Origin of the sequence: Meiothermus cerbereus DSM 11376 (genome assembly GCF_000620065.1) — a bacterium.
GTDB classification, from domain to species: Bacteria; Deinococcota; Deinococci; order Deinococcales; family Thermaceae; genus Meiothermus; species Meiothermus cerbereus.
Window position 1 is genome coordinate 1 of the sequence record NZ_JHVI01000017.1, and the last position, 18817, is coordinate 18817.

21 protein-coding genes are annotated in these 18817 nt (G+C 63.6%); 10 read left to right on the top strand and 11 right to left on the bottom strand.

Translation table 11 applies throughout. The features are described from left to right. Positions 1-91: 91 nt before the first annotated feature. A complete protein-coding gene (locus tag Q355_RS0107745) occupies positions 92-451 on the bottom strand; it encodes a rhodanese-like domain-containing protein (protein WP_027877277.1) in 360 nt (119 codons plus the stop codon). Between the two features lie 103 nt (positions 452-554). On the opposite strand from Q355_RS0107745, the gene pdo reads away from it, so the two are divergent. The 7 genes from pdo to Q355_RS0107780 all read left to right on the top strand — a co-directional run bounded on the left by pdo (position 555) and on the right by Q355_RS0107780 (position 6005). Then, complete coding sequence (gene pdo, locus Q355_RS0107750; RefSeq protein WP_027877278.1) at positions 555-1232, top strand: protein disulfide oxidoreductase; 678 nt, start codon at positions 555-557, stop codon at positions 1230-1232. Beyond that, positions 1229-1591 (top strand): rhodanese-like domain-containing protein, encoded by a 363-nt coding sequence (locus tag Q355_RS0107755; protein ID WP_027877279.1) that lies wholly within the window; start codon positions 1229-1231, stop codon positions 1589-1591. Before pdo ends, Q355_RS0107755 begins: the two co-directional genes overlap by 4 nt. Positions 1592-1604: 13 nt before the next feature. Continuing rightward, on the top strand, positions 1605-1892 hold the full coding sequence (locus Q355_RS0107760) for a metal-sensitive transcriptional regulator (RefSeq protein ID WP_027877280.1): 288 nt from the start codon (positions 1605-1607) through the stop codon (positions 1890-1892). Positions 1893-2006: 114 nt separating this feature from the next. Then, on the top strand, positions 2007-3374 hold the full coding sequence (locus Q355_RS0107765; RefSeq protein ID WP_027877281.1) for a DUF4129 domain-containing protein: 1368 nt from the start codon (positions 2007-2009) through the stop codon (positions 3372-3374). Next, positions 3371-4300 (top strand): AAA family ATPase, encoded by a 930-nt coding sequence (locus Q355_RS0107770; RefSeq protein WP_027877282.1) that lies wholly within the window; start codon positions 3371-3373, stop codon positions 4298-4300. Before Q355_RS0107765 ends, Q355_RS0107770 begins: the two co-directional genes overlap by 4 nt. Beyond that, complete coding sequence (locus Q355_RS15585; protein WP_156941890.1) at positions 4297-5412, top strand: DUF58 domain-containing protein; 1116 nt, start codon at positions 4297-4299, stop codon at positions 5410-5412. The genes Q355_RS0107770 and Q355_RS15585 overlap by 4 nt, the downstream gene beginning before the upstream one ends. Before the next feature lie 116 nt (positions 5413-5528). Further along, the gene (locus Q355_RS0107780; protein ID WP_027877283.1) at positions 5529-6005 is read left to right on the top strand and encodes a tRNA (cytidine(34)-2'-O)-methyltransferase; all 477 of its coding nucleotides are present in this window, start codon (positions 5529-5531) and stop codon (positions 6003-6005) included. A 92-nt stretch (positions 6006-6097) separates the two neighbouring features. Here the strand turns inward: Q355_RS0107780 and Q355_RS0107785 are convergent, their stop codons facing one another. Further along, on the bottom strand, positions 6098-7165 hold the full coding sequence (locus tag Q355_RS0107785; protein ID WP_027877284.1) for a [LysW]-lysine hydrolase: 1068 nt from the start codon (positions 7163-7165) through the stop codon (positions 6098-6100). A gap of 215 nt (positions 7166-7380) precedes the next feature. Here Q355_RS0107785 and Q355_RS0107795 point away from each other — a divergent pair, with 215 nt between their 5' ends. Beyond that, positions 7381-7620, top strand: a complete 240-nt coding sequence (locus Q355_RS0107795; protein WP_027877285.1) for a ferredoxin — start codon at positions 7381-7383, stop codon at positions 7618-7620. A 329-nt stretch (positions 7621-7949) separates the two neighbouring features. On the opposite strand, the gene Q355_RS0107805 is transcribed toward Q355_RS0107795, so the two are convergent. From Q355_RS0107805 to Q355_RS0107825, 5 genes are all read right to left on the bottom strand, one after another. Then, positions 7950-8837, bottom strand: a complete 888-nt coding sequence (locus Q355_RS0107805; RefSeq protein ID WP_027877286.1) for an alpha/beta hydrolase family protein — start codon at positions 8835-8837, stop codon at positions 7950-7952. After that, entirely contained in the window at positions 8834-9850 is a 1017-nt protein-coding gene (locus tag Q355_RS0107810) for an acyltransferase family protein (protein WP_027877287.1), read from the bottom strand. Before Q355_RS0107810 ends, Q355_RS0107805 begins: the two co-directional genes overlap by 4 nt. A 172-nt stretch (positions 9851-10022) precedes the next feature. Then, positions 10023-11270 carry an MFS transporter gene (locus Q355_RS15590; protein WP_036259011.1) on the bottom strand — a complete coding sequence of 416 codons (1248 nt, stop codon included), beginning with the start codon at positions 11268-11270 and terminating at the stop codon, positions 10023-10025. Between the two features lie 195 nt (positions 11271-11465). Further along, positions 11466-12818 carry a sensor histidine kinase gene (locus tag Q355_RS0107820; RefSeq protein ID WP_027877288.1) on the bottom strand — a complete coding sequence of 451 codons (1353 nt, stop codon included), beginning with the start codon at positions 12816-12818 and terminating at the stop codon, positions 11466-11468. Beyond that, positions 12815-13477 (bottom strand): response regulator transcription factor, encoded by a 663-nt coding sequence (locus Q355_RS0107825; RefSeq protein ID WP_027877289.1) that lies wholly within the window; start codon positions 13475-13477, stop codon positions 12815-12817. Before Q355_RS0107825 ends, Q355_RS0107820 begins: the two co-directional genes overlap by 4 nt. Before the next feature lie 194 nt (positions 13478-13671). Between Q355_RS0107825 and Q355_RS0107830 the strand changes: the two genes are divergently transcribed. Further along, the gene (locus tag Q355_RS0107830; protein WP_027877290.1) at positions 13672-14136 is read left to right on the top strand and encodes a hypothetical protein; all 465 of its coding nucleotides are present in this window, start codon (positions 13672-13674) and stop codon (positions 14134-14136) included. Positions 14137-14275: 139 nt separating this feature from the next. Then, positions 14276-14983, top strand: a complete 708-nt coding sequence (locus tag Q355_RS0107835; RefSeq protein WP_027877291.1) for an intradiol ring-cleavage dioxygenase — start codon at positions 14276-14278, stop codon at positions 14981-14983. A gap of 101 nt (positions 14984-15084) precedes the next feature. On the opposite strand, the gene Q355_RS0107840 is transcribed toward Q355_RS0107835, so the two are convergent. Genes Q355_RS0107840 through Q355_RS0107855 form a run of 4 tightly spaced genes read right to left on the bottom strand, consistent with a single transcriptional unit; the run spans position 15085 to position 18745 of the window. Continuing rightward, entirely contained in the window at positions 15085-16791 is a 1707-nt protein-coding gene (locus Q355_RS0107840; RefSeq protein ID WP_027877292.1) for a glycoside hydrolase family 125 protein, read from the bottom strand. Between the two features lie 5 nt (positions 16792-16796). Beyond that, positions 16797-16988: a hypothetical protein gene (locus Q355_RS0107845; RefSeq protein WP_027877293.1), complete on the bottom strand. Its 192-nt coding sequence runs from the start codon at positions 16986-16988 to the stop codon at positions 16797-16799. Positions 16989-17015: 27 nt separating this feature from the next. Beyond that, complete coding sequence (locus tag Q355_RS0107850) at positions 17016-17828, bottom strand: carbohydrate ABC transporter permease (RefSeq protein WP_027877294.1); 813 nt, start codon at positions 17826-17828, stop codon at positions 17016-17018. Further along, on the bottom strand, positions 17828-18745 hold the full coding sequence (locus Q355_RS0107855; protein ID WP_027877295.1) for a carbohydrate ABC transporter permease: 918 nt from the start codon (positions 18743-18745) through the stop codon (positions 17828-17830). The genes Q355_RS0107850 and Q355_RS0107855 overlap by 1 nt, the downstream gene beginning before the upstream one ends. Positions 18746-18817: the final 72 nt, after the last annotated feature.

Here is an 18817-nt window from a genome sequence, read left to right on the forward strand (position 1 = left end):
TCCAACTCCCCAAGTCGCAAACAAAAAGCCCCGTAAGGGGACTTCTGCTCTCACGGGGGTAAAGGTTTTTGGGGCTTGTGGGGTGTCTGGGCTAGCGCTGAATGTCGCCCTTTTTGATGGGTAATCCGGCGGCCTGCCAGGCCGAGATGCCACCGGCCAGGTTGTAAGCCTCAAAACCCTTCTCGGCCAGAAACTCGGCGGCTTGCTGGCTGCGGCTGCCGCTTTCGCACTGGCAGATGATGGGCTTGTCTTTGGGCAGGCTTTCCCAGCGCTTGGCTAGCTCGGCCAGGGGGAGGCCCTGGGAGCCAGGAATTTTGCTTAGTTTGCGCTCGAGGGGGGTACGCACATCAATCAGCACGGCCCCCTGCCTGAGCTTTTCCTGGGCTTCTTTGGGCGAGATGCGGGGCACTTTGGGCCCCAGTCCCAGCAGTTTTTTGAACGAATCCCACATAACTTTTAGTCTAGCGGTCTGGTGCCCTTGCGAAATATATCCCCTGGGGGTATACTAGGCATACCGGTGGGGGTATACATGGCCCCACACCAAAGGAGAAACCATGTTTTTAGACGAGAAAATTCAAGCCCAGGTGCGCGAAATGCTGGCCCCCATCCAAACCCCGGTGGAGGTGGTGGTCTTTACCACCGCGGGCCTCGAGCTGCCCGGGCAGGAAGTTGGGCTACAGGACGAAACCCTGGGCCTGCTTAAGGAAGTGGTGGCCCTAAACCCCAATCTGAGCCTGGAACAGCGCTCGCTGCACGCCGACCCCGAGGCCCAGGCCCTGGGCCTGAACTATGCGCCCACCATACTGCTGCGGGAGAAAGGCTCACAGCGCCACAACATCCGCTTTTTGGGGCTGCCTGCCGGCTACGAGTTTAGCACCCTGATCGAGACCCTGCTGATGCTAGGCACGGGCGAAACCAAGCTGGGCGAAAAGTCGCAGGCCGACCTGCAAAAGGTTACCTCGCCGGTGCGGATGCAGGCCTTCGTCACCCCCACCTGCCCCTACTGCCCGCAGGCCGTGCTGGCGACCTACCGGCTGGCCTACCACAACCCCCACATCATCGCCGAAGGGGTAGAGGCCAGCGAGTTCCCCCTGCTCTCCAGGCGCTACAACATCTCGGGGGTGCCCGACACCATCATCAGCGGGGCCACCCAGCAGCGCATCCTGGGCGGACAGCCCGACCGGGTTTTTGTCGAGGCGGCCATTAAGGCCAGCGCCGGGGTGGTGGCATGAGGCTAGCAGCCCTTCTGCTGCTGGCTTTTTTCTCCTGGGGCCTGGCCCAGCCCAAAATCGTCACGGTAGACGATCTCAAGGCGGCTTTGTCCAACCCCAAAGCGTTTGTGATTGATGTGCGTACCCCCCAGGAGTTTGCCCAGGGGCACGTTCCCGGCGCGGTCAACTGGCCGCTGCAGGAGATTGAGCGCTGGTGGAACCGGGTGCCCAAAGATCGGGTAGTCTACATTCACTGCAACACCCAGAACCGCAGCGGGGTGGCGGTGCGCTACCTGATGGGCAAGGGCTACAACAACCTCAATCTGGTTACCGGAGGAATCCAGGCCTGGATGTCCCGCGGGTATCCCATCAGCCGGTAATAGAGGCTTTCCCATGCCCACCTCTTCTGAACCAACCCCAAACACCAGCTTTGGCCTCAACGACAAAACCCGGATCATCCACCGGCTGCGGCGTCTGGAAGGGCAGGTGCGCGGTCTGCAAAAAATGGTGGAAGAAGACCGGGAGTGCCGGGAAATTCTGACCCTGTTGAGCGGGGTGAAGAGTGCGCTGGAATCGGTGGGGGAGGAGATACTCGAGGCCTATCTGGCCCAGTGCCAGGCTGACCCAAAGCCCCCCACACCCGCGCAACTGGTGGAGGTGGTGCGGCTTTTGCGGAAGTAAACCTACCCAATATGTCAGGAGGGGCGAGCAGCCCCTCCTTTTTTGCTCATGGAAGTTCTAGAATGAAGCACCAAGGGATTTGTAGTTACGCAGGTCTTGGTTTGCTAAGTTCTTATGCATTTTTTTGTTTCTGGACAGACCAGAGCGGTTGCGGGGCAGCCCCACTGGGTGCTGGCGGCTGCCGCGGGGGGCATTTTGCTGGGCGTGGCTGAACCAGAGCTGCGCCTGGGGCTGCTGTTGGGCATGGGGCTGTTTGTGCTTTTGTGGCGCAGCCGGTACCGCGATGGCTTTTTGTGGTTCGCTGCCTTTCCCGGCCTTTTGCACCTGCTCACCCCCCTGGCTTCCTGGGAAGCGGCCTGGCCCTACTGGTTCCAAACCACTTTTCTGCTGTGGGTATTTGGCGTGATGGCGGGCAGGTTTCAGCGGCAGGAACGCTGGGCTGTGGGGCCGGGGTTGGGCCTCTTGCTGCTGTACCCCTCGGGTGTGGTGCTGGCCTTGCTGCTGGTTTTGCATCTGGCCTGGGGGTTGGTGCGGGAGCTTTTGCTGGCCCAGAGCCTGGGGCGCAGGTTTTACTGGAGCCCTGCGGGGCTTTTGGCCTTGGGGCTCAGCGGAGCTCTTTTGTTGCTCGGCCTCGGGTTTGTGCAGCTAAACTGGCCGGGCTTGCCAGACCGCATCGAGCAGAGTCGGCCCCTCGAGTCGCCTTTAGCCCCTGCCCTGCCAGAAGCCCCGGAGGTCTCGGGGCCGGCAGTGCGCTGGGTGCGCCCTGGCAGCTCGCCTCTAGAACCCTGGCTGCCGCTCTTGAACCGCGCCTTGGAGGGGGTGCAGCTGGCTATGCTGCTGATTCTGGCCCTGGTGCTGGTGGCGGCCTTTTGGGGCCACCGGGCCAGGGGTGGGGTGTTCCGGGGCTCCTTTGTGCTGCCGGTGCTGGCGGTGGCCCTTACCTGGGTTTTGCTGCTGGGGGGCCTTAGGGGCAGCAGCCAGGGGGGTGGGTTTGCCTCGCCGGGTGGGCTCGAGCGTCCCACCGCCCCTTTGTTGGAATGGCAGGAACGCGCTGTGCCCCCTGGCCTCACCGAAGCAGGCTATTTGCTGGCTTTCTTGATGGCCCTGGGGGGTTTCTTTTTGCTGCTGGGCCTGCTGTACGGGGTGTGGCGCTTGCGGCAACCCGAGGCGGGTGAGCCTCCCGCCCCACCCCTTTTGGGCCGGCCGCGAGCACCCCGCCTGGCCCCATCCGACCCCATCCGCGAGGCCTACTGGACTTTCGAGCAGCGCATGCGCCAACTGGGTCTGCCCAGGCCCCCATCGGTGAGTCCTGCTTGCTACATGGAAGAGATTTCGGCCCGCCAGCCTCAGGTAAAGGCCATGTTGTTGCGGCTGCTCGAGCTCTACCAGCAGGTGCGTTATGGGGGAAGGCCGCTGCCCCAACACGCCCTGGAGGCCCGAGATCTGGCCGAGGAGATACCCCGGAGGTTTCCACCCCCATGATTTCATCCTGGTTCCAGCGTATCAATCAACAGATCGAACAGGCCATTGTGGGCAAAGCAGAGGTCATCCAAGAAGCTCTGGCCGCGCTCCTGGCCGGAGGACACCTGCTCTTGGAGGATGTGCCAGGAACGGGCAAAACCACCCTGGCAAGGGTGCTGGCCCGCAGCCTGGGCCTGCCGTACCGCCGGGTGCAGATGACCCCCGACCTGCTGCCCAGCGACCTGACCGGGGTTTATGTCTACCACAATGGCGAGTTCCACTTTCGTCCGGGGCCTATCTTTACCGGGGTGCTGCTGGCCGACGAGCTGAACCGCGCCACGCCCAAGACCCAGTCGGCCTTGCTCGAGGCCATGCAGGAGGGCCAGGTTACCCTGGAGGGCCAGACCCACCCCCTACCCCGGCCCTTCTGGGTGATTGCCACGCAAAACCCCATCGAACAGGAGGGAACCTACCGCCTGCCCGAGGCCCAGCTCGACCGCTTTATGTGTCGGCTGCGCCTGCAATACCCCGAACCCGAGGCCGAGCGGGAGATTTTGCGCCGCCTGAGGGAGGCCAGCCCGGAAGAGGCCCTGCAGCCGCTTACCAGCGCAGAGGAGATTGTGGCGCTGCAACAGCAGGTTCGTCGGGTCCACCTCGAGCCCGACCTCGAGGACTACCTGCTGGCCATTGTCCAGGCCACCCGGCAAGCACCCCAGGTCTTGCTGGGCGCGAGCCCCAGGGCTGCGCTGGCTCTGCAGCGCTTTGCCCAGGCCAAAGCCGCCCTGGCTGGGCGCGATTTTGTCTTGCCGGACGATATTCAAAGTGCGGTTGTGCCGGTGCTGGCCCACCGCCTGCTGCTGCACTACGAGGCCCGGCTCGAGGGGGCCAAAGCCGAGCAGGTCTTGGAGGAAATCAAGCAGCACATTCCGGTTCCGGTGGAGGTTTGAGCGAACCCATGTGGCTTTGGTTGCTGCCGCTCTTCCTTGCGGCTTTGCTGGTGTTGGGGCCGCGCTGGACGCGGGCGCGCTGCGCCGTGATGGCCTCTAAAGCTTACCTTTTTGCGGGCCAAAAGGCCCAAGCCCAGCTCCAGCTTGTGCTTCAGAGCTGGATTCCTCTGTACGTCCGGGTGGAAGGGAAAGGCTCGGCCCCGCTGGGGGTGCTGGCTTGGGGCGGGCGGGCCCTGGTGTGGGGAGAATGGCGTCTAGAACAAGCCATCGCACTGCTGGCCCGGCGTCGGGGGGAGCATGCCCTGCCGGCGGTGCGGCTGTTTGTGCGCGATGTGCTGGGGGTGCTCGAGCGGGAGGTAGAAGTTCGCCTGGAGCGTGGCGCGGTGGTGGTATACCCGGCCATACACCCGGTTTTGCTGCCCAACCTCCGGCGCACCCTGCTGGCCGATGGGCACCCGGCGGTGGGGGGAATGGAGGACGCCACCCGGTTCGTGGGCGTGCGGGCCTACGTCCCGGGCGACCCCCTCCGTCACCTGCACTGGAAGGCTACGGCCCGGCAGGGCCAGCCGATGATGCGGGAGTTTGAGCAGGTTAAGAGCAGTGCGGTCTGGATTCATCTGGACATACAGGGAATGGGTAGGAGTGGGGCTGTTTACCTCGAGCACGCCACCAGCCTGGCGGCCAGTCTGCTGCGGGCGGCCTCCGAAGATGGGTTGGCGGTGGGGCTATCGCTGGGGAACCGCACCCTGTCGGTGGGTTTTGGCCCTGTGCACGAGCAGCGGCTGCTGGCCGAGCTGGGCCGCGCCCAGCCCCAGCCAGACCCCACGCCCGTGCCCATACCCGACCCCGGCACCAACCTGATTCTGCTGACCATGCTGGCCTCGGCCAGGGTTTTAGAAGGGGCGCTGCGCGCCCGCGCGCGGGTCTCCCAGGTGCACCTGGTGGCTTTGCCGGAAGGGTTTTTCCTCTGGCCGGGGGAAAAAGGGCGCCGGGTGTTTGGCCTGAGCGATGAGGTGCAGCGGCTTCTGCAGAAGCGGGCCTATCTGGTGGCAGAGGGCGTGCAGGTGCACATTCTGCGCGGCAACCAGAGCGTTTTGGAGCTGGGAAGCTAACTTTACAGCTCGAGCAAATCCGCCGTGAGGCAGCTAAAGCGTGAACGGGGTAGACCTGCTCCCAGCCTGCCCTGCCGCAGCAGCCCCAATCCCTGATAGTGCGATATATTCGGCACATGTTTAAGGTGGTGCTGTATCAACCCGAAATACCTCAGAACGCTGGCAACATCGCCCGCACCTGCGCGGCCACCGGGGCCGAGCTGCACCTGGTGCGTCCGCTGGGCTTTCAGTGGAACAGCGCCAAGCTAAGGCGGGCTGGGCTGGACTACTGGCCCGAGGTGGAGCTTGTTCTGCACGATTCCTGGCAGGCTTTTCTGGAATCCTTACCCCAGGATGGCCGGGTCTGGGCCTTTAGCAGCAAGGTTTCCCAATGCTATGCCGAGGTGCGCTATCAATCGGGCGATTACCTGCTTTTTGGCCCGGAAAGCCGGGGCTTGCCGCCGGAGGTGCTGGAGCGCTTTCCTGGGGTAACCATCCCCATGCCCGGCAGGGGCGGGCGCTCGCTCAACCTGGCGGTGGCGGTGGGGGTGGGGCTGTACGAGGCCCTTAGGCAGGTGGGGTGGGGCTTCCAGGCCACTGCAAAGGGCGGTTGAGCCCGCCGAAGCCGATCATTATCGGGTTCTGGCTATTTTTGCGGCTTTGGGATGCGCTTTCTACCTGCCCTGAGGTAGCGCTCGAGGGCGCGCTACTTGGCCAGCCGGGTCAGGGCTGCCCGCAAGGCCTCGATGGCCTTCAAGAACTCGGGTATTTCCAGATGTTCGTTGGGGGTGTGGTCGAGGGTCGAATCGCCCGGCCCGTAGGCCACCATGGGCACTTTCCAGTGGGGGGCCACCACATTCATGTCGGAGGTGCCGGTTTTGTACTTGAACACCGGCTCGCCCCCGGCCTGCCGGATGCCGATCCGCAGAGCGCGGGTGAGGGGGGTGTCCTTGGGGCCTGCATAGGGCACCTCGCGTCCGGAGAAGTCGAGGTCGAGGGTGGGCGGGGCGTAGGCCGACAGATGGCGGATGGCCTCCTCGACCGAAAGGCGGGGGGGCAGGCGCAGGTCAAATTTCATTTCGGCGAGCTGGCGGGTATCGGGATGCTCGATCTTAAAGTCGCGCAGGTTGTACTGTACCTGGTTGAAAGGCCCCTGACCTACGTTCATGGCCTCGGCCCAGGCCTTGATGCTGACAAAGTAGCTGATGAGCTCTTCGGCGGCGTTGGGCTCGTGGTGGGCCGAGTGGAAATTGTCTTTCTCGCGCCGTACCCGCACCAGCAGGCGGCCCTTGTAGCCCAGGGTGATGCCCTGCCAGCTCGAGGGCTCGCCAATCACCACAAAATCGGGTTTGAGCTTTTCTACCACGTAGCGGGCCCCCTTGGAGCTAGGCACCTCTTCTTCGGTGGCACCCACCACATGGATGGTTAGCTTTTGCAAGACCTCGGGCGCAAGCCCGGCGGCGGCCAGCACAAAGGTTACAAACGGGCCCTTGGCATCTACCGAGCCGCGGCCAAACAGCTTTTCGCCCTCGAGCCGCACCGGAACCATCCCCGGCACGGTGTCGATATGCCCCAGCAGCACCACCTGCACCGGCCCCGTGCCGATCTGGCCTCGAGCGTTGTCGGCCTCATCTACCCAGGCCTTGGGGTAGCCCAGTTTTTTCATGCCCTCGGCCAGGTATTGCGCCACCGCACGCTCCTGCCCCGAAACCGAAGGAATCTCGAGGGCACCTTTCAAAAACTCGACGGGGTTCAGACTGATGCCACCATCCATAAAAAGCTTTTCAGAGCGGCTTTGATCCGCTCCAGGTTAGCATAGCATTTTATGGGCCTGGCCCGCCTTTGCTGCAAGGTGCTTTTTGAGGAGGCTGCGGGCTTTCCCATGAGAAAGCGTCGCGCTGCCCCTTGACTTCTCGCAAAATTCTTTAGAATAAGAACCAGTTTGGCGGCTTTGTCTATTTAACCCAAGCCCAACCAACGGAGGAAACCATGCCCCATGTGATTGTCGAACCCTGCATCGGCACCAAGGACAAGTCCTGTGTCGAAGTCTGCCCGGTTGAGTGCATCTACGACGGCGGAGACCAGTTCTACATCCACCCCGACGAGTGCATCGACTGCGGCGCTTGTGTGCCGGCCTGCCCGGTCTCGGCCATCTACCCCGAAGAAGACGTGCCCGAGCAGTGGCACGACTACATCGCCAAAAACCGCAAGCTGGCGGGCCTCGAGTAATACCAGATTCGGTTAGTTCGTCACCGAACGGTGTCGAACTAACCCGACCGAAGGGATACGCTTTCTTCGCCGAGCGCAGCGAGGGGTGTGCTCTAGGATTCAAAAAGATAGCCTCTTAGCGCTTTTTATTTGAAGATTATCTTTTTGAATCCGGTATAATACCTCTGCAAGAGCCCCCACCTAGGGCTATGCCAGGAGCCACCCCCAAATCTGGTCGGCTCCGAAAAGCCCCAGGTAGGCGTGGGAGGCGGCCTGCTGCCTGCAGCGGGAGCCTGCGTACACGCATGTTGGCATCCTACCGCAAGGGCCAGGGTTTCACGCCCTCGAGCTCAGCGCAACCAGGCCCGAAGGAACCTTTCCGCTATGGCTTCCATGGCGGGAACCACGTCATGGTGTAGGTCGGGGAAAAGAACCAGGTGATCCTCGCCTAAGGGGCCGAAGCCCGTGGGTCTGAGGCAAGCCCGACCCTTGCTGAGCGGCTGGGTCCAGGTTTCCCCTTCCCGGGTGAGGGCTACCTGGTAGACCTTGCGCCCAATCTCCTCCCGTGCGTCCCTCAGTCGGCAGGCCTGGGTGGGGGGGATGAGGGGGTCGTTCCCTGCCTGGAGGATGAGGAAGGGGGCCTGGAGCCGGGCGGCCTGGGGCAAGGGACTCTGACGGGCCAAGGCCTCTGGGCCCTCCCCAAACACCTCCCGCCAGCGGGCAAGCGCTTCAGGGCGACTGCGCCTTAGGATGGCCACCTGCTCTTCGAAGTCCACGGGGCCGATGGCAAAGACTACCCCCTTGGCGCTTCCCTCCAGGGCCGCTGCCTTTAGGGCCACGCAGGCCCCCAGGGAGTAGCCTGCATAGGCGTGCCGATTGGCCCCCAACCTCGGAAGGAGGCGGGCTAGGTGAGCTAGGTCCTCAGCCTCTTCCAGACATCCTGTGATCCTACCGTCGCTTTTTCCCCGCCCCCGGAGGTGGGGCACCACCCCCAGGAAGCCTTGCTCTGCCCAGGAGCGGCAGCGGGCCAGCATGCTGGCCGTAGGGGGGCCGAATCCCCCAGGAACCAGGAGGACTGCTCCCTGGATTGCTCCCAAAGGCCGGCAGATCTGGGCGAAGAGCCCTACCCCGGCTCGTTGGTAGCGAATCCCTTCCCCCTCCCAGGTAAAGGGTTGGGGTCTGAGGGCAGCCCAAAGGGCCAGGGCCAGCAGAGGGGGGAAAAGCCAGATGGGTTTCATCGTCCGAAGAGGGCTAAAGAGACCCGGGCCCGGGTGAGGAGATGGGCCAGGAGAAGGGGGAGGCCAAAGGCCAGGAGGAGGTAGATCAAAAAGGCCGGCTTGAGCCCTAGAGGCTCGGGGAAGCCCGGATTTTTCTCCAGAAGGCGCATGACCATAGGGTGGAGGAGGTAGATTTGCAGGGAGTAGCGGCCCAGGAAGGCCATGGGAGCTTGCCAGCGGGTCTGGGCCAGACGGTAGGCCAGGGCCAGCAGGAGGAAGACCATGGCGGTGGTGTAAAGCCAGTGGGCTAGCTGGTAGTGCATGGTGTTCACGGGACGCTTTTGGAGGACTTCCAGGGCCAGGGGCAGGTAGAGGCCAAGGCCCAGAAGGGCCAGGCCCAGGGCCAGGGGCCAGAGACGCAGAAAGCGGGGGAGGAGTTCCAGGCGGCTGGCTAGGTAAAGCCCCAGGGCGATGGCGGGCAGGTACCAAAGAACGAAGCTCCCCGGATAGGGCAGAAAGCGGTAGTGGCGGTTGAGGAGGTAGATGAGGAGGGTAGCCCCCAGGCCCAGGAGAAGAAACCATCCCCCATGGACCCGCCTGCGCACCATGGGGAGGAAGAGCGGCAGGAGCAGGGTGAGCTGCAGGGCCACCACCAGGAAGTAAAGGTGAAAATAGGCCTTGCCCCAGAGCAATTGGTGCGGAACGCGCTCGAGCTGGAAGACCCCGTGGTCCCAGTAACGGAAGGCCAGATAGATCCCGCTCCAAAGGAGGTAGGGCCAAAGAAGCCTTAGGCTCCGGTTTCCTAAGTAGCGTCCTAGGGAGAAGGAGCGTAGGAAACTGGCCCCAATCACCAATGCGGTGAGGAAGAGGAAAGCCGGTACGGCGAAGTGAAGGGTGCGGTTTAGGGCGGCCAGGAGGAGCCAGAGGAGGGTTTCCGGGGATACCTCCCGCAGGAAGCGGCCTAGAAGGTGGTGGAGTACCACCTCTAAAATGGCTAGGCCACGGAAAACCTCCACCCAGGGAAAACGATCCATTGTCTCATTCTCACAAAGGAGGGTGAGAAAAGCCTAGGGCTGGTTGGCCTACAAAAAGCTGCTACACAGCATGAAGGGCCTTGCCCCACCTGGGGATTGCAGTTCCTCGCCAGAAAATACCTGCTAGGGGCAATCCCGGGCTGCTCTGCGAGGAAGGCAGTGGGTGCGGCACTCATGCCTGTGCTCTTAGCGCTGCAGCCCGCTTCTTATCACGCCGAATCCGCCACCACAGGTAGTATACCGCTACTACCCGCAAAAGCATCGAGACCAGGATGGGCAGGTGGTAGGGGCTGGGGAACAGCTTGAGCTGCTGATGCAGGCTGCCCAGGGCCCCGCCCAGCAGCGAGCCCAGAATTCCACCCACCGCAAAGGCCATCCAGTACCAGGCCAGGTAGAGGTTGCGTTTTTCCGGCGAGGCGCTTTGCAGGGCTACGTTGGTCAGGGCGGTTCCGATACCCCCCCAGGCCAGGGCATCGCAAACCGCCGAGATCCAGATGGTTTGTAGTTGCCCTGGCCCCCCTGCCAGCCACAGCGGGGGCAATACCAGTGCTGCTACACTGCTGCTAAAGAGCAAAACCTGCCAGTGCCCAATCCGGTCGGCCAGGCGGCCCCACAAGGGGCTCAGCACCAGCCCACAGCTCGCGGCAATCACGGTCCAGAGCCCCACCTGGGTGAAGTTCATGCGGGCGTACTCGAGGAACAGCGGAAACACAAACGGCCCGCCCACGCTCACCGCGCCCAAAAAAAGCACCACAAAGCCCAAAAACCCCCGGAAGCGCCGGTCGGATAGGGGTTCTATGAACTCGGAGGGGCGGGGGGGTGTGCTTACCAGGGGTGGTTCATACTGCTGGCGCAAAATGAAGGTGGCGCCAACACCTGCGACCACCGCAAGGCCCAGCGCCAACAAAAAGCCCCAGGGCTTGCCCAGTGCGTCAATCAGGCCGCCCGCGGCCAGGTTGCCCAGGGTGCCCACCAGACCCAGCACCCCGTTGCGCAAACCAAAGTAGCGCCCGCGCTTCTGTTCGGGCACCAGATCGGCCATCCAGCTTGTCCAGAGCACACTGACCGGAGCCAGAATGAGCTGGGTAAGTGCGGCAATTATCAAGAGGCCAGGGATGCGCCAGGGTTCGGGCATCAGGGGCACGAACAGCACCAGCACAAACAGGCCGCGCCCAAAGGCCGAGAGGTTGGCGCTCAAATCCTTGCGGCTGCCGCGAAAAAAAAGGGCCAGGGGGGCGGCCAGTTGCCCTACCATGGGCAGTGCGCCCAGAATAGCCAGGGCCACGGGGGGCGCGCCCAGCCATAGCGCATAGCCGGTCATGACCACACCGGTGCTCCAGTTGATAAACAGGATGGCCAGCACGCCCTCCCAGATAGCCAAAAGCTGTGAACGATGGGGCTCTCCCCTGGGCGGTGTCACGAGAGTTCATTATTGACCGGCGGGTCAGTTTTGCAAAGGGCGGGCTTCCGCAAATCGGCATATATCCCATGCAGGGCCTTCACACCCCGCCAGCAAACTGCTTGCTTGGCCGGGGCTACAGATAACGGTAGTGAAGGTCGGGCTCGAGATGGCCGCAATCCTCGGGGGCTGCAGGGGCCCGCCCTCGAGCTGCAACTACCCCTCGGTTAGCCTGATCCACAGCTCGGCCTGGAGCCCCTGGGGCTGGTTGGGCAAAAGCACCAGCCTGCCCTGGTGGGCCCGGGCTACCTGGGCCACCACCGAGAGGCCCAGCCCGTGGCCGGGCACCCGCACCCCAGGCGCACGGTAGAAGGGTTCGGTGGCCCGTTTCGTGACCTCCGGCAGCATTCCGGGGCCCTCGTCGCGCACCCGCAGAATAGCGAAGGCTTGGTCAGGTGTGGCCTCGAGCTCGACCTGCACGGCTGCTTTGGGGGCATACTTTTGCGCGTTGTTCAAAAGGTTTTCCAGGGCCTGGGCCAGCAGGAAGGGGTCGCCGGACAGCTTTAGGGTTTCGGGCCCCCGGTAGGGCACACCGGCCCGGCTGGCGGCCTCGCGGGCCAGCTGGGCCAGGTCCAGCCCCACCTTCTGTCCCCGCCCTTCCCGCGCCAGGGTCAGCAGCGACTCGCTCAGGCGGCTCATCCGCTCGACCTCCTCACGCACCACGGCCAGGGTTTCCTCGGGCGAGGCCAGCCCTTGCTGCTGTGTGTCGAGCTGCAGGCGCAAAGCGGTCAGGGGGGTGCGCAGCTCGTGGGCGGCATTGCGGGTGAACTCAGCCTCGCGCTGGCGAAAGGCAGCAAGGCGCTCGAGCATCTGATTGAAGGTCTGGCTCAGGTGGAAAAGCTCGCCGCTGCCCTCGGCGGGCACCCGCAGGCTCAGGTCGCCCGAGTCGGCCACCCGGCGTGCAGCTTCCTGCAGGTGGCGCAGGGGCCTGAGGGCCGGCCCGCTGACCAGCCAGGCCACCCAGGCCCCCAGCAGCGCCACCACCAGGGCCGTAAAGAGCACGGTTTGCCGGTAGCCGGCCAGGCTGGCCCGCACCTGGCTGGCCTCGAGGGCCCCCTGCAGGTAGAGGTTGGGGCCCAGGCGCAGGCTTTTGTAGAGCCAGTTCTGCTCGAGCCGGGCCTCGAGGTTGTCGGAAAGGGGAACTTCGGTAGGAAAACGACCCCACTCCCGCAATACTTCCCCTTCCCGCACCAGCCGGGCGTGGGCGATGCTGCCGGCGGGGGTGGGGTTGGGGAGGGGCGCCAGAAGAGCGCCATCGCGCAGGTGATCCAGCGGCATCAAACCGGAAGCCCTGGACTCATCGTCGTCTCGCTCGCGTCGGAAGAGGCGCGGGGGGCCCCGGCGGCCCTCGAGCTGTAGGGCAATGCGACCCAGATAGGTATCGAGCTCGCGCTCGAGGTTGCCCATCTGCAAGCGCTCGAAGCTGGCGTACCCCAGAAAACCCTGCAGCAGCAGGGCCAGGGAAATGGCCAGGGCAATGAACAGGGCCAGCCGCAGGCGCAGGCTCATGTTTCCAACCCCAGCCGGTAGCCCCCCGGCACGGTGCGTACCACGCTGCTGTCCAGCTTGCTGCGTAGGTGGTGCACGCACACCTTGACCACCCCCACATCCGAGGCCTCCTCGCCCCAGATCAGGTCGAGCAGCTCTTCCGGGCTATAGACCCGTCCCGGAAACAAAGCCAGCCGCTCCAAGAGGGCGTACTCACGGGGGGAGAGTTCTACCGCCCGCCCCCCCCAGCGTACGCTGCGGTCGGTCAGGTCGAGCTCGAGGGGGCCATACTGCACCCGGCTTTGCTTAACCTCGCTCACCCGACGCAGCAAGGCCCGCACCCGGGCCAGCAACTCTGGCAGATCGAAGGGCTTGACTACGTAGTCGTCGCCGCCTTCGTCCAGGCCCATCACCCGGTCGGCCAGGGCATCGCGGGCGGTCATGAACAGAATGGGGCCTTTGTATCCGGCGCTGCGGGCCTCGCGGGCCAGAATAAACCCACCATCCTCCGACTCCGGCAGGCGCACGTCCAGAATCATCATGTCGGGCTCGGACTCGGCCAGCAGTTCACGGGCTTCGGTCAGATCGGAAGCGTGGCGAACCTGGTGCCCCTGGGCCTCGAGGGCCCGCTTGAGGGGGCGGGCAATGTTTGGTTCGTCTTCAACCAGCAACAGCCGCATGATTCCAGCTTGCATTGTAGGGGTTATGGGCGGGTTATGTGGGCCGCAGGCCAAGAAGGTAGACCCGGCCCCCAAATGTGCAGTTGGTTGTGTATGAGAAACCCTCTCAGCGTGTCGTAACTGCCTCGTAACCACCCTGCCCCACACTTCTTCTCGGGAAAGCAAGAAGGCTTTCCAGCCGAAGGAGGAAGATTATGAACAAGACCATGAAAACCCTGTTGGTGGCCTCGAGCCTGGCCTTGGCGGGCGCCTTTGCCCAGCAGACTCCGGCACCCCAGCCTATGCCGATGCAGCCCAGGGCCATGCAGCGCATGATGAAAGCCCCCATGGGCCTGATCGGTAACCTCTATTTCAGCGCGGCCCAGTTCCTGGGCGTGACCCCCGCCGAGCTGGCGGTGCTGAGCGGTGGCACCAAGACCCTGGCCCAGGTAGCCACCGACCTTGGCAAAACCCCCGCGGCTCTCGAGGCCGCCCTGGTCACAGCCCGCAACCAGGCCATCGACCAGGCGGTGCAGGCCCAGCGCCTCACCACCGAGCAGGCCAGTACCCTCAAAGCCAGCAGCCAGGCCGTGGCCAAGGCCTTTGTAGCCCAGCCGGTTCAGCTGCGCCTGGGGATGGCCGGTCGCGATGGACGGGGGCCCCGGGGGTGGTGGCGCTAGACCCCTGAGGGTGTGTGGATTGCAGCGTGTGGTTGAACCACCAACCACACGCCTTTCTTTGTATTCCCCCGGTAAACCTTTCTTCCTAACCCATTTACCACTATTTATGCCCAGAATGTAGGTCAAGCGGGAGGTTGGTATGGATAACGACGATAAGCCGATTGGAACGATATTGAACCGCCGCAAGGTGCTGGCCGCGCTGGGTTTGGGCGGGCTCGCCGGGGTGAGCGGACTCTTAGGGCAAAAAGCCGAGGCACAGAACACGCTGCCCTCCTGCATTGTGCGCCCGGCCCTGACCGAGGGGCCTTACTTTGTGGACACCCAGCTCAACCGCTCCGACATCCGTTCCGACCCGGCTACGGGTGTGGTGAAGCCGGGGGTTCCACTGGTGTTGCGCTTTGTGATCTCGAGGGTCTCGAGCAGCGGCTGCACCCTGTTGCCGGGGGCCATGGTGGACATCTGGCAGTGCGACGCCCAGGGCCTCTACTCCGGGGTGCAGGATCGCTTTGCCGACACCCGCGGGCAAAAGTGGCTGCGCGGCTACCAGGTCACCAATGCCCAGGGGGTGGCCGAGTTCACCACCATCTACCCCGGCTGGTATCCGGGCCGCACCGTGCACATCCACTTCAAAATCCGCTACCAGAATCGCGACTTCACCTCCCAGCTCTTCTTCGACGATGCCCTGAGCGACCGTATCCTGGCCAACCCGCCCTACGCAAAAGCGGGCATCCGCACCCGCAACGCCAACGACGGCATCTACCGCAACGGCGGCAGCCAGCTCCTGCTCAACCTGACCCCAAGCGGGGCGGGGTATGCGGCCACTTTCGATATCGGCCTGAACCTCTGAGCGGATAAAAATCCTCTTGATTAGCTCTCATTCTGGGGCCCCCGCCTGAAGCGCGGGCAGTAGAGAACACGAGAGATCATCCTGCGCTCAGGCGGAACGATTCAGGCGGGGTTCAAGCGACTGCCCGCCGCAAGCGCGTAGGCGATGAAGCCCGCCAGCGCGGCAAACCCCACCCCGGTGCGGGCCTGGCCGGTTTCGGGGTCGAAGGACTCAGGGGCGTAGCCCTGGTCGAGGGGGGCCTGCTCGAGCACCATCAGCGCGTCCCCCGCAGGGCGCAAGAGCCCCGAGAGAATCCGGTTGGCCAGTCCAAAGCCCGAGGGGAAGGGAAAGTGGGCCGAGCCCTCGCCGGGAAAGCGCCCTTTGTAGTGGTGGGGGTTGTCGTTGCCCAGAATCCAGAGCGCGGTGGCCTGCCAGATGGGGTCTTGGCGGCTGCAAAAGCCCAGGTGGGGGAGCAGCAGCAGGCTGCCCGCGGGCTCGTCGGAGAAAGTATGGGCGCCCCCCGGCTCGAAGCTAAAGACAAACCGCCCGTTGCGCTCGGCCTGGCGGTAGAGGGTCTCGCGGATGGCCCGGGCCTCGAGCTTCAGTGCCTCGCCGCCCTGCCAGAAGGGCGAGAGGCGCTCGAGGGCCACCGCCCACAGGGCGTTGTCGTAGGTCAGGTAGGGCTCCTGCACCGGGTCGTCGGTGGGGGAGAGGAAGGTGCGGTAGAGGGGCAGCGAGGGGTGTTTTTCCTCGGCCACCCGCGCCAGCACCCCCTCCAGCGGCGCGCGCAGCTCGCTCACCAGCTCGGGGTTGGGGCCGGTGGCCTCCAAATACCGGGCCAGCGCCAGCGGATAGGCCGCAGCCTGGTCGAGCTCAAAACCGGGGTACAGGGGCGGCCCAGCCAGGTACTGGGCGTGCTCGCCCGGCCAGCGGGCCTGGCGGCGGAAAGCCGCTTTGAGCACCTCCCGGGCCCGCTTGCGGTCGGCCTTGAGCAGGGCCGGGAAAAACCACAAGAGCGCGTCGCGGGCCCAGTAGGCCCCCGAGACGTAGTAGTGGGGGCTACGGGAGGTCAGCAGCACCGGCTCGCCCTCGAGGGTGTCGGCCTGGGCGTAGAAGTAGCTGAAAATCAGATGCCGCCGGTAGACCTCGTAGAGGGGGCCCGTGTAGTTGGTGGTCAGAAGGGCCAGCTTGTGCAGGGTCTTGCGCAGCAGGCCCTCCCAGCCCACGCGCCGCAGGTGCAGGGCGGTGGTGCGGGCCCCGTCGGCCTCGGGGGCCAGGCCCAGGTAGAGCGTGACCGGGCCATGCGCCCACTCGAGCACGAACTGGGGGCCCCAATCTATTCGGGTGGGGGGAGGGTCGGCCTGTAAGCCCAACGCCAGCAGGGTGCGCTCGCTGCGGGCTTCCAGCACATAGCTGCCAGTCCAGGCATCGTGCCCGGTGCGGAAAGCGGCCTCGAGCCTCTCTTCCCTAAAACGCCTAAGACCCAGGTACTCCAGGTTGCCCGCTACCTGCAGGGGGCCGTTTTGCTTGGGCTCCAGCCTGAGCGCCAGCCCCCGCTCGCCGTAGGGGGCTAAGAGCGTCACCGTGAGCTGGGCGTTCTCCCAGATGGGAATCCAGTCCGACAGGCGCGAAACCTGCCAGCCCTGGCCGGACACCTCCAGCAAAGGCGCCCCCACCCAGTCCAGCAGGCCATTGAGCCCCAGCGAGGCCACCCCCATGCGCGAGATGGTGGGGGCTTGGGGGCTGGCTTCTACGTGCACCTCGAGGTTGCCAGTGGGCAGGTGCGCGGGGGGGGTGTCCAGGATGGGGGCGGGGGTCATGAGTTCCATAAAGCTCACTGCTTCTTGAGCTTATCGAAATAGACCCACACAAAGTACAACGCCAGCAATACCAAAAGCACAAACAGCGCGGTTACGATGCCCCGCAGCCAGTCGGCAAACATCACCCCCACCAGCACCCCAGCGGCAAAACCAAGCAGGTGCCCGCGGTACTGCTGCCATAACAAGCGGGCCAGGTTTTTGTTCATGCCGACCAGATTACCAGGAAAACCGCCCTAGCCCTTGACCCCCGTCAGTACTACGCCTTCGATAATCTGACGCTGGAAGAACAAGAAGACCAGCAGCACCGGCAGCACTGCCAGGCTGCTGGCGGCCATGATCAGGTTCCAGGCGGTGCCGGCCTCGCTCGAGAACAGCGCCACCCCCACCGGGATGGTGCGCATATCGGCGGTCTGTACCACAATCAGGGGCCACAAAAAGGCGTTCCAGTTGCCCAGGAAGGTAAAGATACCCAAAGCCGCCAGGGCCGGGCGCACCAGGGGAAAGGCAATGCGCCAGAACACCCCAAACTCACTCAGCCCATCAATTCGCCCGGCGTCCAGCAGGTCGGTGGGCAGGGTCTGGAAAAACTGCCGCATCAAAAACACCCCAAAGGCACTGATGAGGCCGGGAAACAGCAAGCCCCAGTAGGTGTTGCTCCAGCCGTACTGGGTGCTCATCACATACCAGGGGATAATGAGCATCTCGGTGGGCACCATCAGGGTCGAAAGGATCAGCACAAATACCAGCCCCCGTCCGGGAAAACGCAGCTTGGCCAGGGTGTAGCCCACCAGCGAATCGAACAACAACACCGAAAAAGTGGTGATGAGGGCCACAATCAGGCTGTTTAGGAACCAACGGGGAAACTGGGTTTTGAAGAGCACCTCGCGGTAGTTGTCCAGGGTGGGGGCCTGGGGCCAGACCTTGAGCTCGAAAATTTCGGCAAAAGGCTTGAGGGAGGTCAGGAACATCCACACAAAGGGAAAAAACATCACCAGGCTGCCCAGAATCAGGAGCGCGTAGACGAGGAACGTAGATAGGCGCTTCATCAGTATTCCACCCGCCGCGACAAGAGCCGTAGTTGCACCAGGGTGATGAACAGGATAATCACAAACAGCAAGACCGTGATGGCTGCGGCATAGCCCAGGTCAAACCGAGCGAAGGCTTGTTGGTAGATGTACAGGGCCAGCGTCAGGGTGGAGCCCAACGGCCCGCCCTGATCGGTAAAGTTGAGGTTGACCACCTGGGTGAAGAGCTGCAAAAAGCCAATGGTGCCTATCACTGCCGAGAAGACCATCACCGGGTTCAAAAGCGGAAGGGTGATATGGCGGAATAGCTGCCAGTTGCTGGCCCCGTCAATGCGAGCGGCCTCGTAGTAGTCGCGGGGGATGTTTTGCAGACCCGCCAAGAACAACACCACCTGAAAACCCAGGTTTTGCCATACTACAATCATCGTCACGGTTGCCAAGGCCTGCGAAGGCTTGGTCAAAAAAGGTTGAGGAGGGATACCAAACACACTCAGGATCTCGTTGACAATGCCGAAGTTGGGCGAGAGCATCCAGCTAAACACCCAGGCAATCGCCGCCGCGGGGGTGACGTAAGGCGCAAAATAGATGGCCCGAAACACGTCACGAAAACGAGTGACTGCGTTGAGCATGAGGGCAATGCAAAGCCCTAATAGCAGTTGCAACGGGACGCCCAACAAGGTGTAGGCCAGCGTGTTCTGCAAGGCTTTGAGCAGCAGCCGATCGTCCAACATCTGATGGTAGTGTTCCAGCCCTACGAAAGGCCTTTTGCTGGGGTCGGCGTGCCAGTCAAATAGCGAAAGCCAAAGGGCCTGAAACGCAGGCCAGATGCGGATGAACAAGAAGAAGGCCAGCGGGATGGCCAGGAAAGCAAAAGCCCATAGCGCTTCGCGGGTGGCCAGCGATATCCCTCGTTTGGCGGGTTCGATTGGTTTGTTCATGGTGGGGTACGAGGGTGATGGACGGGCGAGTGGGTCGGTAGATCGGCTTGGGCAAGCTCGTGCCGGGGCTCT